This window comes from Burkholderia sp. CCA53, from assembly GCF_001685525.1.
Lineage (GTDB): Bacteria > Pseudomonadota > Gammaproteobacteria > Burkholderiales > Burkholderiaceae > Burkholderia > Burkholderia multivorans.
The window spans coordinates 1-16,541 of record NZ_BDDJ01000002.1 but is presented as its reverse complement, the minus strand read 5'-3'; the positions used below and the strand labels follow the sequence as shown (position 1 = coordinate 16,541).

The window sequence follows — 16,541 nt, the reverse complement described above, 5'->3', positions numbered from 1 at the left end:
TGCGGCCCGCGCGGCGTCGCGCGGGCGGCCGTCAGCGGATCAGCGCTTGATCGCCTGCTGCCATTGCTTCAGGAAGGCGAGCCGCTTCGACTGGTCGAGATAGACGAGCAGGCCCGTGCCGATCGGGATCGGCTTCAGCGAATCGCCGAGTTCCTTCGTGAGGCTCGCGGCCGACGTTTCGCCGGTCACGTCCGTGCGGATCGCGTACAGGTTCGCCTGGTTCGCGATCAGCGTCTGGCCGCGCTTCGACAGCAGATAGTCGACCCACAGCTTCGCGGCGTTCGGATTCTTCGCCTTCTTCGAGATCGTCGCGAGACGGCTCACGACCTGCGTATAGTCCTTCGGAAACACGTAGCCGATCGACTTGTCCTTCTTCGCCTTCGCGTACGCGTAGGAGCCGATGATGTTGTAGCCGATCAGGTTCTCGCCCGACGAGATCCGCTCCATCATCGCGCCCGTGCTCGACTGCAGCTTCGGGCCGGTCGCGCCGATTGCCTTCACGAGCTCCCACGTGACCTTCTCGTTCAGGTGCGCGTCCTGCGTCAGTGCGTTGAAGCCGACGCCGGACTTCTCTACGTCGTACGTCGTCAGCTTGCCCTTGAACCTGTCGGGCTGCGACGCAAGGAGCTTGATCAGGTCGGTGCGCGTCTTCGGCACTTCGTTTTCGGGGATCAGCCGCTTGTTGTAGACGATCGCAAGCGGCTCGAACGTCGTGCCGTATGCCTGCTTCTGGTATTGCGCCCACGACGGTACGTGCGCACTTTCCGGCGAGTCGTACGACGCCATCAGGCCGTCGTTGACGAGCTTCACCTGCAGGTCCATCGCCGAGCTCCACAGCACGTCGGCGCTCGTGCTGCTCGCCGCGTTCTCGCTGATGTAGCGGTTGTACAGCTCGGTGCTGTTCATGTCGTTGTACTCGACCTTGACGCCGTACAGGCTTTCGAAGTCCTTGATCAGCGGCCGCACGAGGCCCGTGTCGGTCGTCGAGTAGACGATCAGCTTGCCTTCCTGCTTCGCGGCGTCGATCACGCCTTGGTAGTTGCCCGGATACCCGGCCGGGACCTGCGCGGCTGCCGGTGCCGGCGGCCGCGCCCGTGACGATCGCCAGCGCGGCGGCGAGATGCTTCGGTGCAAACGGCATGTCTTCCTCCAGTTACGTTTTCTGTTGTGTCGTTCGAGTGACGCGGATGTTAAGTGCGATGCACTTTCAGCCTGCTTTCATTTCCGTTGACGATTGTGTCGTCCGCGTCATGGATTTCCCGAGGTCGATGCGGCGAGGCCGCAGTTTGTCGCGGCTCGCGGCAGGGATGGCGGGCAGGGCAAGGGGGCGCGTGCCATGCGCACGGCGACGGCACGGCGAGGATCGGCGCGAAAGCCGCCAACGCGCGCGACGCGCGGCCAACGCGTCGCCGCGAGCCGTTACCGACGCCGCGCAATCGATAGCCGCCGCCGCACATGACTTCCGGCATGGCCGAAGCGCCCGCGCATTGGAGCCTCCTGCGCAGCCGGCCGATATGACTGTCGACGGTGCGCTCCAGCGCGTCGGCATCCGCGTCCAGCCCGCGCAGAATCGTGCGGATGCGCGCCACGACGTCGGCCCGGTCGAACGGCTTCGTGATGTAGTCGTCGGCGCCGAAGCGCAGTCCTTGCAAGCGATCGAGGCGATGGCCTGCCGCGGACATGCTTCGATCTGCTTCGCGAGCGCCGTTTCGTGCGTGACTCGCCGGCGATCGGCTGCGCTGCATGCGACCGCGCAACCGGGGTTTGTGCGAGGCGTCGGTGCGGAAAGGATCATGTAATGTAGCGGCCTGACGTTTGCCTGACCGGAATCGCCATGCGTGTGCTGCTCGTCGAAGACAATCCCCTCCTTGCGCAGTCGCTGAACGACGCGCTGAGTGCCGCGCGGTTCGCGGTCGACCACATGGCGGACGGCGAGGCGGCGGACCACGTGCTGCGCACGCAGGACTACGCGCTGGTGATCCTCGATCTCGGGCTGCCGAAGCTCGACGGGCTCGAGGTGCTGCGGCGGCTGCGTGCACGCCGCAATCCGGTGCCGGTGCTGATCCTTACGGCGCACGGATCGGTCGAGGATCGCGTGAAGGGTCTCGACCTCGGCGCCGACGACTATCTCGCGAAGCCGTTCGAGTTGACCGAGCTCGAGGCGCGCGCCCGCGCGCTGATCCGGCGCAGCCTCGGCCACGAGCATTCGCGCGTCGAATGCGGGCCGCTCGCCTACGACAGCGTCGATCGCAGCTTCCGGCTCGCCGACGAGCCGCTGCCGCTCACGCCGCGCGAGCGCTCGGTGCTCGAGGTGCTGATCCTGCGCAACGGCCGCGCGATCAACAAGGAAACGCTGTCGGAAAAGATCTTCGGCCTCGACGAATCCGTCAACGCCGACGCGATCGAGATCTACGTGTACCGGCTGCGCAAGAAGCTAGAGAACAGCGGCGTCGCGATCGTCACGCTGCGCGGGCTCGGCTATCTGCTCGAAGCGAAGGCCGACGCGTGAAGCAGCCGAACCTGCGGGCCCAGGTTGCGCTGTGGTTGCTGCTGCCGCTGCTCGGCCTGCTCGCCTTCGATTCCTGGCTCACATACCAGCGCGCGATGAGCGCCGCACACGTCGCGTTCGATCGCACGCTGTCCTCGTCGCTGAAGTCGATCCGCGAAGGCGTGCGGCTCAACGATGGCGACATCGAGGTCGACCTGCCGTATCTCGCGCTCGAGATGTTCGAATCCGGCGACGGCGGCAAGATCTACTACCTGATCCGCGAGGACAACGGCCGCACGATCACCGGCTATCCCGACCTGCCGCTGCCGCCCGGCGACGACGCGGCCGGCGATCGCACGCTGTTCGTCACGCACTACTACGACGTCGTCTATCGCGGCGAGCAGCTGCGCATGGCCGCGCTGCGCGTGCCGGTGCACGACGTGCCGACCGCACAGACGCGCATCGTCTGGGTGATGGTCGGCGAGACGATCGAGGCGCGCCAGGCGCTGGCGCGGCAGATTCTCGTCGGCTCGCTGCTGCAGGAAGGGCTGCTCGTCGTGCTCGCGCTCGGCATCGTATGGCTCGGCGTCGGGCGCGGGCTGCGGCCGCTGAATCGGCTCTCGGCGACGGTCGCCGCGCGCAGCGAGGACGACCCGACGCCGCTCGATACGGGCGGGATGCCGAGCGAACTCGCGCCGCTCGTCGAGTCGATCAACCAGTACATCGGTCGTACGCAGCGGATGCAGGTCGCGCGGCGGCGCTTCTTCGCGGACGCCGCGCATCAGCTGAAGACGCCGCTCGCGGCCGTGCAGGCCGGCGTCGAACTGGCGCTGCGCCCCGACGAGCAGCCGCGCGTGAACGTGCATCTGCGTCGCGTGAACGGCGCGGTGCGGCAGGCCGCGAAGATCGTCCAGCAACTGCTGTCGTTGTCGCGGCTCGATTCGGACAGCGGCCATGCGGTCGCGCACAAGACGGTCGCGCTGCATCGGCTCGCGCGCAGCGTGACGCTCGACTGGTCGCCGGTCGCGCGCGCACGCGACATCGATCTCGGCTTCGAGCACGATGCGGACGTCACGGTGCTCGGCCAGCCCGATCTGCTCGGCGAGATGATCGGCAACCTGATCGACAACGCGATCCGCTATGCGGGCGACCGCGCGGTGATCACGGTGCGCGTGTCGCGCGAGGGCCAGTGCGCGCGGCTCGACGTGATCGACAACGGGCCCGGTATTCCCGAAGACGAGCGCGATGCCGTGTTCGAGCGCTTCCATCGCGGCAGCACGACGCAGACGGTGGAAGGCACGGGGCTCGGGTTGTCGATCGTGCGCGAGATCGCGCGCGTGCATCGAGGCAGCGTGGCGCTGGCCGGTGCGGCGGGCGGCGGGTTGATCGTCACGGTGAGTTTGCCGGCAGTGGACGACGGGGCGTCGCGCGTGCGCTGAGCGCGACTAGATTAATCGCCGAAGCCGATCTCCGCATCGAGCGGCTGGCCGACCTCGAGCCACGCACCAGCGCCTTCGACGACGATCGCGTTGATGCCGAACGTCAGCGCACCGTCGTAGTTCGGATTCGCGCGATAGGTCTGCAGCGTATCGGTCGGTTCGTGCGGCCATGCCGGATCGGGCGCGCCGGTGCGCTGGTCGATCGTCGGCATCGGGCAGCGCGTGCAGAGCTTCACGAGACGCAGCCGCACGCGCGTCGCGCCGTCGGCATCGAGGTGCTCGACGAAATCCTCTTCATACGCCTCGAGGTCGGACACGACGAGGTTCGGCCGGAAGCGGTTCATCGGAATCGCGGGCGCGCCCTTTGCGGCGAGTCGCGCATTCAGATCGTCGAGCGACGCCTGCCCGATCACGAGCAGCGGATAGCCGTCGGCGAACTGCGTATGCGCGTCGACGTCGCCCGTCCATTTGGCGCTGCACGCGCGCCGCGCGTCGCGCGCGAAGCGCACGAGTTTCGCGGGTTCGCCGAGCCATTCGCTGAACCACGCCGACGTGTCCGTGCCGGTATCGATCGCATCGACGGTGTCGCGCCACACGGTGGCGGCGATCGTCGGCGTGGCCGGCGTCGCGTCGCCGTCGAGCGGTGTGCGCAGTTCGCGCATGCCGGGCGCGTTCAGCACGAGCGTGTCGCCGTCGAACGCGGGCTGCACGAGCGCGAGGCGCGGATGCGTGCGCTGCGTGATCATCCGGCCCTGCGCGTCGGTCACCATCCAGTGGCGGTCGTACGCGAGGCCGGTATCGAGCAGTTGCGCACGCGGCAGCGCGATGCCGGCGCAGGATTTGATCGGATAGACGTGGAGTTCGGCGATGGCTGGCATGACGCTGGCTGAGGTGGACGAAACGGTCGAGTCGCGATTGTGCCAGATCGCACGACGGCCGTCCGTGCGGGCGGTCACGCGAGCGGGAAGCCGAGATCGAACGTCGTGCGCACGTCGAGCGGCTGGCGCAGCAGCCCGGACTTGAGGTAGAAATCCGCGGTGCGCTGCTGTTCGGCGATCACCGTTGCATCGATCGCCTGCCAGCGCGTGGCGCGACGCTGGAACTGCAGTTTCGCGGCTGCCGGCGGAATGCCGATGATCCGCGCGAGCGTCGCGGAATACGTGTCGACATGCCGGTACGACCATTGCTGCGCGCGCACGACGCGTTGCAGGAAATCGCGCAGCACGTCGCGCTTCGATGCGATCGCGGCGTCGGTCGCGGCGAGGTAGCTGAGCCCCGACCACAGGCCGCGGCCGTTGACGAGCACGCGCGCGCGGCCGCTCGTTTCGGCGAGCGCCGTATAGGGCTCCCAGGTCGCCCACGCGTCGATCGAGCCGGTCGCGAGCGCGAGCATCGTATCGGCCGGCGGCAGGAAGCGGAACGACACGGCGTCGGGCGGCAGGCCGGCCGCGTCGAGCGCCTTCAGCGTGACGAAATGGCCGATCGATCCGCGCGTGGTGCCGATCTGCTTGCCTTTCAGATCGGCCGCCCGTTTCAGCGTCGCGTCGGGCCGCACGAGCACTGCGGTGCCGAACGGATCCGAGCGGTTCGCGCCGATCACCTTGATGCGTGCGCCCGAGGCGAGCGCGAAGATCACCGGCGCGTCGCCGATCGGCCCGCAATCGACGGCCGCCGCATTCAGCGCTTCGGCGAGCGGCGCGGCCGCCGGAAATTCGGTCCACGCGATGTCGTAGGCGAGGTCGTGCAGTTCGCCGGCCGCTTCGAGCAGCGCGCGCAGCCCGCCTTTCTGGTCGCCGGCACGCAGCAGCGGTCGTGCACCGGCCTGCGCGCGCAGCGCGGCGGGCGCGACGGTCAGCGTGGCGGCGGTGGCGAGCGCACCGGCGTGCGCGAGGAAGTGGCGTCGGGTCGGATTCATCGTCAGGAGCGATCGTCGGAGAGAGGGTTCGGGGAAGTCAATGCGGCAGGCCGGCCTGCACGTCGCGTACGGGTTCGGCGTCGATGCGCAGCAGCAGCGCGGTCAGCGAATCGGCGGCGCCCGTTGCGCGCGACGGGCCTGCGCCGGCGTCCGCGCCGCAGAGCAGATCGGCGGTCGACCAGCCCGTGCTGCCCGGCAACGCACGCATCCGCAGCCAGCCGCGGCGGTCCGCGAACAGCTGCGTGCCGCCGAGCGCATCGGCCGGCACGCCGGCGATCGTCGCGAACGTGCGCCACGCGCCCGGCGACGCGGCCACGCAGTTCGCCCGCGCGGCCGTCGACGGCGGCAGCGGCGCGTCGTCGGTCGTGACGAGCAGCGTCTGCCAGCGCGGGTCTTCGGGCGGCGGCGCGCTGCCGGGCCGCAGCGCGACGATGCGCACGCGCTGTCCTTCGCGCCAGCGCGCGAGCGGCTGCGCCGTCGCCTCGCCGCAGCGCACGTCGAGTGCCGGCAGCGGGACCGGCACCGGCCACGCGCCGGCCGTCCGCGCGCCGCTGCCGGCCGACAGCGCTTTCAGGTAATCGAGCACGGCCCACGTGTCGGCGGCATCGAGCGTCGCGGCGAAGCCGGGCATCGACGGCGCATCGTGCGCGTCGCGCATGCCGTGCCGCACGTGCCAATACAGCTCGCCGTCGAGTCGCCGCGCGAGCAGCGTGCCCGCGAAGGTCGGCGGCCAATGCGCGAGCGTCGCGGCGAGCGGCCCTTCGCCGCGGCCGTCCGCGCCGTGACAGGCCGCACAGTGCCGCGCATACAGATTTGCGCCGTGCATCACGGTCGCGACCGAAAACGGCACCGGGCTGCGCTGGAAACTCGTCGGCACGGCCGGCGCAAGCCACAGCGACGCGGGCGGCCACGGCGTGCACCACGCGAGCGCGAGCGCGCCGATCGCTGCGGTCACGCGCCATCTGCGCGAAGCGACCGCGACGCAGCCGAGCGCCACCGCGAGCGCCGTCGCCGCACAGGCGAGCGCCAGCTGTCGCGTGAGTCCCGCATCGATGCGCAACGTCTCGAGCGCGATCCGCCGTGCCCACGGCCACGCGGCCTGTCCGTCGGCGTCGCCGGTCAGGCCGACCGCGTGCAACGCGCGCGCGAGCGCGATCTGCGCGCGATACAGCGACTGCAGGAACACGAGCGCCCAGTCGGCGAACGGCGGCACCGTCATCGGCGCTCCGATTGCCGCGCACGGCCGATGCAGTCTACCCGGCGAACGACAGCCCGCATCTACCAGCTCGCATCGAGCCCGAGATGGCGCAGCGCTTCGTGGCGCAGCGCTGCGAGGCGCGGGTCGCCGCGATGGCGCGGATACGGCAGGTCCACCTGCAGTTCGGCGACGATGCGCGCGGGACGCGGCCCGAACACGATCACGCGCTGCGCGAGGAACAGCGCCTCCTCGACGTCGTGCGTAACGAGCAGCGCGGAGAAACCGTCGCGTTGCCACAGCGCGATCAGCTCGGCCTGCATCGTCAGCCGCGTCAGCGAATCGAGCTTGCCGAGCGGCTCGTCGAGGATCAGCAGGCGCGGATCGTTGACGAGCGCGCGGGCGAGGGCGACGCGCTGCGCCATCCCGCCGGACAGCTGGTGCGGAAACGCGTTCGAGAACGCCTGCAGCCCGACGCGCGCGAGCGCGTCGTCGACACGATGCTGCGCCGTGCGTGCCATGCCGCGCGCTTCGAGGCCGAGCGCGACGTTGGCGCGGACGCGGCGCCACGGGTAGAGCGTCGGATCCTGGAACACGACGATGCGCGACGGGTCGGGGCGCGCGATCGGCACGCCGTCCTGCGCGATCGTGCCGGCGCGCGCGGCGTCGAGGCCGGCGACGAGCCGCAGCAGCGTCGACTTGCCACAGCCGCTCGGCCCGAGCAGCGCGACGAATTCGCCGGCGCCGACCGACAGCGACACGTCGTCGAGCACCGGCAGCGAGCCGTCGGGGCCGTCGAATGCATGGCTCACGCGACGAATGTCGATGCGCGCGCCGCGCGGCGCGGCAACGGCGGGCGTAATGGCGGGGGCGGCGCTTACCATTGGACGGTTCCTTTCTGCCAGGCGAGCGCGCGGTCGCGCAGCGCGAACAGCAGCGCGATCAGGCCGGAAAACAGCAGCGCCATCACGATCAGCGCCGCATACATGTTCACGTACGACGCCCAGCCCTGCGCCCAGCTCAGATACCAGCCGAGCCCCGATTTCACGCCCATCATTTCGGCGACGACGAGCACCGTGAACGACGCGCTGAGTCCCATGAAGATGCCGACGAACACGTGCGGCAGCGCGGCCGGAATCGCGACGCGCAGCACGAGGAAGCGCGCGCTCGCGCCGAACGTGCGCGCGACGTCGTAGTACTGCCGGTTCACGCTCGCGACGCCCGACCACGTGAGCACGGCGACCGGAAAGCCGGTGGCCAGCGCGATCAGGAACGCGGCGGCCGAATAGCTGGTCGGGAAGAAGTAGAACGTCAGCGGCAGCAGCGCGGTGGCCGGCACGGGGCCGAGCACGCGCAGCACGGGATGCACCCAGTAGCCGATGCGGCGCGACCAGCCGATCGACACGCCGACCGCGAAGCCGACGGCGACGCCGTACGCGAAACCGAGCGCGAGCAGTTTCAGCGTGTTGACGGCGCTGCCCGCGAGGCGCGGCCAATCGTCGACGTAGACCTCGATCAACGCCTGCGGCGGCGCGAAGAACGGCGTAGGCAGCCAGCCGGTCTTTGCGGTCGCGATTTCCCAGGCGGCGAGCACGAGCGGCAGCGCGACGAGCCAGGGGCCCGCACCGTGCACGCGCGCGAGCGGCGCGCGTACGGCCCGCACGAGCGGCCCGAGCGTCGCGGCGACGAGCAGCAGCACGGCGAACGCGCCGGCGGCGATCGCGAACGTGTCCGTGTAGGCCCAGTCGGTGAAGCCGACGACGCGGTTCGGCCACAGCTGCGTGACGGCCGCGAGCAGCGTCCATGCGAGCGCGGCCGCGATGCCGGCGGGCCACACGCGCGTGCGCCGCGCGTCGGCCGCGGATGCCGCGTCGCAGGCGCTGCACGGGACGCGCGACACTGCGGCGCCAGCGCCGCCGGCCTGTGCCGGCGCAGTGCGTGCGGTAGAAGCGGATTCGATCGTCGACATCGCGTCACCCCAGCACGTTTGCATAGACCTGCTGCGCGAAGCGCTGCGGATCCGTGCTCTTTTTCAGCACGTTGATGCGACGGAAATCGTCCGCATAGAACGCGATTTCCTGCTGCAGGTCGACGTTGGTCGGGTGGTGCGTATAGGTCAGCGTCGCATAGAGCTTGCGCAGGTCTTCCGTACTGATCTTCGGCGAATACTTCGCGAATACCTTGGCGGCCTCGTTCGGATTGTCGTGCGTGTATTCGGTCGCCTGCACGATCGAGCGCGCGAGCGCGGCGGCCGCCGGGCGGTCGTTGCGCACGAGATCGCCGCGCGCGCCGATCACGCAGCAGACCTTGCGCGCATATTCGCCGGACAGGTTCGTCGCGAGCTCCGCATAGGCGCCCTGGCTGCGCTTCTCGAGCAGATAGAGGTTCGGGTCGCCGTCGGCGATCGCCTGGATCTCGCCCTTGTCGACCGCGACGCCGAGCAGGTCGGCCGGATACTGCCGCCAGGCGATGTCGCGTTCGGGATCGATGCCGTTCTTCGCGAGCAGGATCGAGAAGAAGTGCTTGCCGGGCGCGGCGAGATCGCTGACGCCGACCGTCTTGCCCTTGAGCGCCTGCAGCGTCGTCACGCCGGCGGCTTTGGCGCCGACGAGCCGCACGCAGCCGCCGTGCGAGCTGCCGATGATCTTCACGTCGAAGCCGGCTTCGAGCGGCTTCAGCCAGCGATGGATCATCCCGACCGCCGCATCGGCCTTGCCGGTCGCGATCGATTCGAGCAGCTGGTCGGTCGAGCCGCTGTAGTTGATGAGCTCGACCTGCAGGCCATTGCGTTCGAAGAAGCCGCGCTCCTGCGCGACGACGATCGGCGTCAGGCAGAACGCGTTCTGGTTCCAGGCGAACGTGAGCTTCTTCAGCGGCGGCGCCGACCACGCGCGGCGGCCGAGCGTGATCGCCGGCGCGGCGAGCGCGGCGGCGCCGGCCGCGCGCAGCAGCCGGCGGCGTGTGGCGTCGTGCGCGTCGGAACGCGCGAGAACGGGGGTATCGGTCATCGTGGGTCTCCGGGGCCGGTCGTGCGGAACGGCGCTCAGTCGAGCAGGTCGGGTTCGTCGGCGACGACGCGCGCGTACAGGCTGTCGAACGCATGCAGCGCGCCGTCGGGGCCGCCGATCTGCCCGTGCGTGTGACGCGCGGTCGCGTGATCGATCGGCTGCGGCGTGCCGGCCGCTTCGGCGAGCAATTGCGTATGCGCGGCGTTGTCGAGCGCGATATACCACCATGCGGCCGCCTCGACCGTCGGGCCGGCCGTCAGGATGCCGTGATTCTTCAGAATCACGCCCTTGTGCGTGCCGCCGTCGGGCTTCGCGAGCGCATGCGCGATGCGCGCACCTTCGCTCGTGTCGACCACCATCCCCGTGAAATCGTCGAACAGCGCATGGTCTTCGTAGAACACGCAGGCGTCCTGCGTGAGCGGATCGAGCGGACGACCGAGCGTCGACCATGCCTTGCCGTAGGTCGAATGCGTATGCGCAGCGGCGACGACGTGCGGATGCGCGTCATGAATCGCGGCATGGATCGCGAACGCGGCCTTGTTGAGCGGCCGCGTGCCGATCACGGTTTCGCCGCGCGCGTTGACGAGCAGCAGATCCGACACGCGGATCTGCGAGAAATGCACGCCGAGCGGATTCACCCAGAAGTGATCGGGCAGCTCCGGATCGCGTGCCGTGATGTGGCCCGCGAGCCCGGACGCGAAGCCGAAGCGCGCGAACAGGCGGAACGCGGCCGCGAGCCGCTCCTGCCGGTGACGGCGCTCGGCCGCGACGTCGATGCGCGGAGCGGGCGGATCGAACCAGAAATGCTGGCGCGGCGTATCGGCGAGCACGAGGCCCGACGCGGTGCGCGTGGGCGGGGAAAGGACGGCGGACATCGTCGGCGTCTCCCGTGGAATCAGGCTGCGCGGCGCGACGCGTCGCGTGCGGCGACGGCGCTGCGCACGCGCGGAATCAGTTCGCGGCCGTAGTCGATCGCGTCTTCGAGCGGGTCGAAGCCGCGGATCAGGAAGGTCGTCACGCCGAGGTCGTAATAGTCGAGCAGCGCATCGGCGACCTGTTCGGGCGTGCCGACCAGCGCGGTGGAATTCGAGCGCGCGCCGGTGAGCTTCGCGATCTCGGTCCACAGCCGCTTGTCGACGCGCGAGCCGCGTTCCGCGGCGGCGAGCAGGCGCCGTGCGCCTTCGCTCTGCTGCGGGCTGCCGGCGCCGAGGCCGGCCGCTTCGCGCAGCCGGCGCGCTTCGTCGAGGATCCGGTGTGCGCGCGCCCACGCGGCGTCCTCGGTCGCCGCGAGGATCGGGCGGAACGACACCGAGAACCGGACCTGTCGGCCGTGCTTCGCGGCTTCCGCGCGCACGGCGCGTCGTCAGGTCGCGCACCTGGTCGAGCGATTCGCCCCACAGCGCATAGACGTCCGCATGCTTGCCGGCGACCGCGAGCGCCGCGTCCGATGCGCCGCCGAAATAGATCGGCACATGCGGCTGCTGGAACGGCTTCACCTCGGAAAAGCCCTGCGTGAAACGGTAGTACGTGCCGGCGTGATCGAACGGCTGCGGCTCGGTCCAGATGCGCCGCAGGATGCCGAGATATTCGTCGGTGCGGGCGTAGCGCGCATCGTGATCGAGAAAGTCGCCGTCGCGCTGCTGTTCGCTGTCGGAGCCGCCGGAGATCACGTGCACCGCGAGCCGGCCGCCGCTGAACTGGTCGAGCGTCGCGATCTGCCGCGCGGCGAGCGTCGGGGCCGTAAAGCCCGGGCGATGCGCGAGCATGAAATGGATGCGCTCGGTCGCGGCGGCCGCGAACGCGATCGTCAGCGTCGCCGACGGGCCGGTCGAATGATGCGGAACGAGGATCCGGTCGAAGCCGGCAGTTTCATGCGCGCGGGCGAACTCGCGCACATAGTCGGGATCGACGACGCGGCCGGACGGCGGATGGATTTCCGACTGCTTCTGGCTCTGGATCATGCCGATGAATTCGACGCTCATCTGGGTCTCCGGGAGAGGTACACGGCCCGCGCGGCCGTCGTCGGCCGCCGGGCGGGAATGGAGCGCAGATTACCGCCGCGATCATGCGGAACGGAAATAATCAATCCCGATTTGAATATCAGATTTGCATGGTTTGGGTGGGAGGGCGTTACGCATACGCTGTGCGCTCGCGATGTCATGTCGGTCGAGACCGAGATCGAGATCGAACCGCTCGCGGAACCGGCACACGCGCCGTTCGTGCCCGGCGGCCGTGAATCGATGAAGATCGTGCGTCGGCCGCGACGCGCACGCAGGCACTGCGTCCGATCGAGGGCGGCGCTGCCGCCGGTATTGCCGTCGTACGCCGCCGCATCCTCCAATTCCCCGTTATCGAGAGAACCCGTACCGATGTCCGTCAGCCTTGCCGCTTCGCTGCCGTCGCGCGAGTCGTCGCTGCGCCGCCTGCCCGACGACGAGACGCGCCTCGCCGCGCTACTCGACCGTCTCGTGCCCGAACTCGCGGCCGATGCCGCGCGCAACGATGTCGACGGCCGTTTTCCGCACGAGAATCTCGCGCGGCTGCAGCGCGCGGGGCTGATCGCGCAGGTGGTGCCGCGCGAGTTTGGCGGCGCTGGGCGCGACGCTCGCGCGCGCGAGCCGGATCGTCGCGGCCGTCGCACGCGCCGACCCTGCCACCGCGCTCGTCCTGACGATGACATATCTGCAGCACCGCGCGCTCGGCCGGCCCGACAACCGCTGGCCCGCGCAGGTGCGGCGCGCGGTGTTCGACAGCGCGGTCGCCGACGGCGCACTGATCAACGCGCTGCGCGTCGAGCCGGCGCTCGGTTCGCCGTCGCGCGGCGGGCTGCCCGATACGATCGCGCGTCGCGACGGCGACGGCTGGCGGCTGTCCGGTCACAAGCTGTACAGCACCGGCATTCCGGCGCTGCGCTGGCTGCCGTGTGGGCGCGCACCGACGAACCGCAGCCGCGTGTCGGCGTGTTCCTCGTCGGGCGCGATCCTCACGTGGACGACGCACGGATCCGCGTGATCGAAAGCTGGGATCATCTCGGCCTGCGCGCGTCCGGCAGCCACGAGGTCGTGTTCGACGACGTGCGGCTGCCCCTCGATCATGCGGTCGACGTGCGTACGCCCGACGCGTGGTCGGTGTCGGCGGCCAGTCATGCGGACGTCGACGCGCAGACCGACCAGCAGGCGTGGATGGTCGCATTGCTCGGCAGTCTCTACGACGCGGTCGCGCGGGCCGCGCACGACTGGCTGCTCGCGTTCGCGACGACGCGCACGCCGACCGGCGTCGGCGCGCCGCTCGCGACGCTGCCGCGCGTGCAGGAGGCCGTCGGCGAGATCGAGGGCTGGCTGCATGCGAACCGTGTGCTGCTCGACGATCACGTCGCGCGTACCGATGCGGGCAATGCGCCGGCCGTGACGACGAGCGGACTCGTGAAGCGCACGGTGACGGAGCAGGCGATCCGCGCGGTCGAACAGGCGCTGAAGCTGTCCGGCAATCACGGCCTGAGCCGCCGCAATCCGCTCGAACGCCACTATCGCGACGTGCTGTGCAGCCGCGTGCATACGCCGCAGGACGACGCGATCGCGGTCGCGGCCGGACGCGCGGCGCTCGACGCGGCGGCGCGCCGCACAGCAGGCGAGGGCGCGGGCGAGGGCCAGACGACGCCTCGCGCATCGGCATCGGGCCGCTGCGATGCGTGAGCCTCGGGCCGGACGACGTCTCACGCGCGAGTATCGGGCCGACGCAATGCGCGAGCGTTGGCGAGCGACCGCCGGAGAGCGTCGCGCGACGCACGACGTGTGCGCCGGCCGCCGCTTACGCGGCTTCGTCTTGTGCGCTCGGCGTGAACGCTTCGCGCGCCTGCGCGGCGATCGCGTCGAGCGGTGCCGCGAAGCGCGCCGCATCCTGGCGGCGCAGCAGCCACAGATCGATCTGCGGCTTGAAATCGGCGAGCGGCACGATCGCGAGCGCATCGCGCAGCGGACTGCATTCGACGAGCGGCATCGGCATCAGACCGATGCCGATGCCGTTGGCGACGCTCTGCAACTGCAGGTCGCGGCCGTACGCGTCGAGCGCGACCGGCATCGGCAGCCCTTGCGCGTCGAGTGCGCGGCGCAGGCCTGCGCGAAAGCCGCAACCGTCCGGATTGAGCACCCAGCCGCGCGCATGGCAGTCGGCGAGCCGATAGCTCGGCGCGGCCAGTCGCCCTTGCGGCCGACAGCGACGAGCCGCGTCGCCAGCAGTCGTTCGCCTTCGACTGCCGGCGGCAGCACCATTTCGCGCGCGAGAAACACGAGCGCGGCGTCGAGCTCGCGCCGCGCGATGCGCTCGACGAGCACGCCGCCCCAGGCGGTCGTGACCTGCGTCGCGAGCGCCGGCCATCGGCTCGCGAGCCGCGCGATCAGCTCGGGCAGCATGCGCTCGCCGAGACCCTGCGTGATGCCGATGCGGAATGCGCCGGCGGGCGGCCGCCGTGCGGCCGTCAGCTCGCGCAGCGCGTCGACTTCGCGCAGGATCGCGCGGCACTGGTCGAACACCTGCCGGCCGATGTCGGTCGGGCGCGGCGGTTTCGTGTTGCGGTCGAGCAGCGTCACGCCGAGCGCTTCCTCGAGGTTCTGTACGCGCCGCGTGATCGCGGGCTGCGTCATGCCGAGCTCGGCCGCGGCCTGGCTCAGCGTCTGGCAGCGAACGACCGCTGCAAAAGCGTCGATATCGCTAATTTTCATGTTTGTTCTGCATGGTATTTCCGGTGCATCATGACGATCCATCATGATGGCCATCATATTCGAGGAGCCGGTCGATGAGTACGCTTTCGTTGCATCAGTCGCCGCTGGCCCGTTCGTCGACGGCTTGCGTGCGTTGCTCGCGTCGGGCGCGGACGAGGCGGCATCGTCGACGAGGCCGGGCGCTGCTCGCGGCGCTCGTCGCGCGCGACGACTGGCTGCCCGACGCGTTCGCGCAGCCCGATCCGAGCGCTATCGCCAGTACCTGCTGCATCTCGACCCCGACGAGCGTTTCTCGGTCGTCAGTTTCGTCTGGGGGCCGGTCAGTCGACGCCGATTCACAACCATACGGTGTGGGGGCTGATCGGCATGCTGCGCGGCGGCGAGCTGTCGCAGCCGTATCGGCTCGACGAAGGCGGCCGGCCGGTGCCGGCAGGCGACGCGACGCGGCTGCGCCCGGGCGACGTCGAGGCCGTGTCGCCGCGCATCGGCGACATCCATCGCATGACGAATGCGTTCGCGGATCGCGTGTCGATCAGCATCCACGTGTACGGTGCGAACATCGGCAAGGTCGAGCGCGCGGTGTTCCTCGACGAACGCACCGTGAAACCGTTCGTATCCGCTATTCGAATGCGTGACGCCGCCTCCCGCACGCGGAGGCCGCCGTTTTTTCCGTTTTTCCGACATCCCGTTCAACCGACAGAGACATCGTGACGCCAACCGCCGATTCCGTTTCCCGCTTTCCCGTCGCGTCGTACCACGACGTACGCGCACGCCTGCTCGCCCGCGACGAAATCGCGCTGATCGACGTACGCGAGGAAGATCCGTACGCGCAGGGCCATCCGCTGTGGGCCGCGAACTTTCCGCTGTCCAAGCTCGAACTCGACGCGTGGACGCGCATTCCGCGTCGCGACACGCCGATCGTCGTGTACGGCGAAGCCGACGGCGAGGATCTCGCGCCGCGCGCGGCCGCCACGCTCGCGCGGCTCGCTATACCGACGTGCGGCTGCTCGACGGCGGTCTCGCCGGCTGGCAGGCCGCGGGCGGCGAGCTCTTCATCGACGTGAACGTGCCGAGCAAGTCGTTCGGCGAATGGGTCGAGGCCGAGCGGCATACGCCGTCGCTGTCCGCGCAGGAAGTGCAGGCGCTGATCGACGCGCGTGCCGACGTCGTGATCGTCGACGCGCGCCGCTTCGACGAGTATCGGACGATGAACATCCCGACGTCGACGAGCGTGCCGGGCGCCGAACTCGTGCTGCGCGTACGCGCGCTCGCGCCGAACCCGTCGACGCGGATCGTCGTGAACTGCGCGGGCCGCACGCGCAGCATCATCGGCACGCAGTCGCTGATCAACGCGGGCTGCCGAACCCGGTGGCCGCGCTGCGCAACGGCACGATCGGCTGGACGCTCGCGGGCCAGACGCTCGAGCACGGCGCGGCGCGCCGTTTTCCCGACGAGATCGATCCCGCCTTGCGTGCGGAAGCGCGCCGCGCGGCGCGCGCGGTCGCCGAGCGCGCGGGCGTGGCGCGGATCGCGCTCGCGGACGTCGACGCGCTCGCCGCCGAGCCGGGCCGCACGCTCTACCGCTTCGACGTGCGCACGCCGGAGGAGTACGAGGCCGGCCATCTACCGGGTTTCCTGAGCACGCCGGGCGGGCAGCTCGTGCAAGAGACTGATCATCATGCGCCGGTGCGCGGCGCACGGATCGTGCTCGCGGACGACGACGGCGTGCGCGCGGACATGACCGCGTCGTGGCTCGCGCAAATGGGCTGGGACGTGCG

The 16,541-nt window shown here is 70.0% G+C and carries 9 protein-coding genes and 7 pseudogenes; 5 read left to right on the top strand and 11 right to left on the bottom strand.

Translation table 11 applies throughout. The features are described 5' to 3' along the window. Positions 1 to 39: 39 nt before the first annotated feature. Both BCR55_RS16665 and BCR55_RS33800 read right to left on the bottom strand, forming a co-directional pair. Positions 40 to 1,141 (bottom strand): annotated as a pseudogene (locus BCR55_RS16665) (ABC transporter substrate-binding protein). Between the two features lie 283 nt (positions 1,142 to 1,424). After that, positions 1,425 to 1,682, bottom strand: a pseudogene (locus tag BCR55_RS33800) (transcriptional regulator); the annotation flags it as partial. Positions 1,683 to 1,834: 152 nt separating this feature from the next. Here BCR55_RS33800 and BCR55_RS16655 point away from each other — a divergent pair. Continuing rightward, the gene (locus BCR55_RS16655) at positions 1,835 to 2,509 is read left to right on the top strand and encodes a response regulator (RefSeq protein WP_006403664.1); all 675 of its coding nucleotides are present in this window, start codon (positions 1,835 to 1,837) and stop codon (positions 2,507 to 2,509) included. Next, positions 2,506 to 3,927 carry a sensor histidine kinase gene (locus BCR55_RS16650; RefSeq protein ID WP_065495017.1) on the top strand — a complete coding sequence of 474 codons (1,422 nt, stop codon included), beginning with the start codon at positions 2,506 to 2,508 and terminating at the stop codon, positions 3,925 to 3,927. Before BCR55_RS16655 ends, BCR55_RS16650 begins: the two co-directional genes overlap by 4 nt. Positions 3,928 to 3,938: 11 nt before the next feature. On the opposite strand, the gene BCR55_RS16645 is transcribed toward BCR55_RS16650, so the two are convergent. From BCR55_RS16645 to BCR55_RS16610, 8 genes and pseudogenes are all read right to left on the bottom strand, one after another. After that, on the bottom strand, positions 3,939 to 4,805 hold the full coding sequence (locus BCR55_RS16645; protein ID WP_065495015.1) for an MOSC domain-containing protein: 867 nt from the start codon (positions 4,803 to 4,805) through the stop codon (positions 3,939 to 3,941). A gap of 74 nt (positions 4,806 to 4,879) precedes the next feature. Continuing rightward, the gene (locus BCR55_RS16640) at positions 4,880 to 5,842 is read right to left on the bottom strand and encodes an ABC transporter substrate-binding protein (protein ID WP_006403661.1); all 963 of its coding nucleotides are present in this window, start codon (positions 5,840 to 5,842) and stop codon (positions 4,880 to 4,882) included. Between the two features lie 37 nt (positions 5,843 to 5,879). Then, positions 5,880 to 7,061 carry a c-type cytochrome gene (locus tag BCR55_RS16635; RefSeq protein WP_065495013.1) on the bottom strand — a complete coding sequence of 394 codons (1,182 nt, stop codon included), beginning with the start codon at positions 7,059 to 7,061 and terminating at the stop codon, positions 5,880 to 5,882. 59 nt (positions 7,062 to 7,120) lie between these two features. Beyond that, a complete protein-coding gene (locus tag BCR55_RS16630) occupies positions 7,121 to 7,921 on the bottom strand; it encodes an ABC transporter ATP-binding protein (protein WP_065495010.1) in 801 nt (266 codons plus the stop codon). After that, positions 7,915 to 9,006 (bottom strand): ABC transporter permease, encoded by a 1,092-nt coding sequence (locus BCR55_RS16625; RefSeq protein ID WP_065496618.1) that lies wholly within the window; start codon positions 9,004 to 9,006, stop codon positions 7,915 to 7,917. The genes BCR55_RS16630 and BCR55_RS16625 overlap by 7 nt, the downstream gene beginning before the upstream one ends. Before the next feature lie 4 nt (positions 9,007 to 9,010). Continuing rightward, the gene (locus BCR55_RS16620) at positions 9,011 to 10,045 is read right to left on the bottom strand and encodes an ABC transporter substrate-binding protein (protein WP_065495008.1); all 1,035 of its coding nucleotides are present in this window, start codon (positions 10,043 to 10,045) and stop codon (positions 9,011 to 9,013) included. A 35-nt stretch (positions 10,046 to 10,080) separates the two neighbouring features. Beyond that, positions 10,081 to 10,920 carry a class II aldolase/adducin family protein gene (locus BCR55_RS16615; RefSeq protein WP_006403656.1) on the bottom strand — a complete coding sequence of 280 codons (840 nt, stop codon included), beginning with the start codon at positions 10,918 to 10,920 and terminating at the stop codon, positions 10,081 to 10,083. Positions 10,921 to 10,940: 20 nt separating this feature from the next. Next, positions 10,941 to 12,027 (bottom strand): annotated as a pseudogene (locus BCR55_RS16610) (LLM class flavin-dependent oxidoreductase). A 387-nt stretch (positions 12,028 to 12,414) separates the two neighbouring features. On the opposite strand from BCR55_RS16610, the pseudogene BCR55_RS16605 reads away from it, so the two are divergent. Beyond that, positions 12,415 to 13,737: pseudogene (locus tag BCR55_RS16605) on the top strand (acyl-CoA dehydrogenase family protein). A 115-nt stretch (positions 13,738 to 13,852) separates the two neighbouring features. On the opposite strand, the pseudogene BCR55_RS16600 reads toward BCR55_RS16605, so the two are convergent. Further along, positions 13,853 to 14,763, bottom strand: a pseudogene (locus BCR55_RS16600) (LysR family transcriptional regulator). A 74-nt stretch (positions 14,764 to 14,837) separates the two neighbouring features. Here BCR55_RS16600 and BCR55_RS16595 point away from each other — a divergent pair. Both BCR55_RS16595 and BCR55_RS16590 read left to right on the top strand, forming a co-directional pair. Continuing rightward, positions 14,838 to 15,398 (top strand): annotated as a pseudogene (locus BCR55_RS16595) (cysteine dioxygenase). Between the two features lie 72 nt (positions 15,399 to 15,470). Next, positions 15,471 to 16,541: pseudogene (locus BCR55_RS16590) on the top strand (rhodanese-like domain-containing protein); the annotation flags it as partial.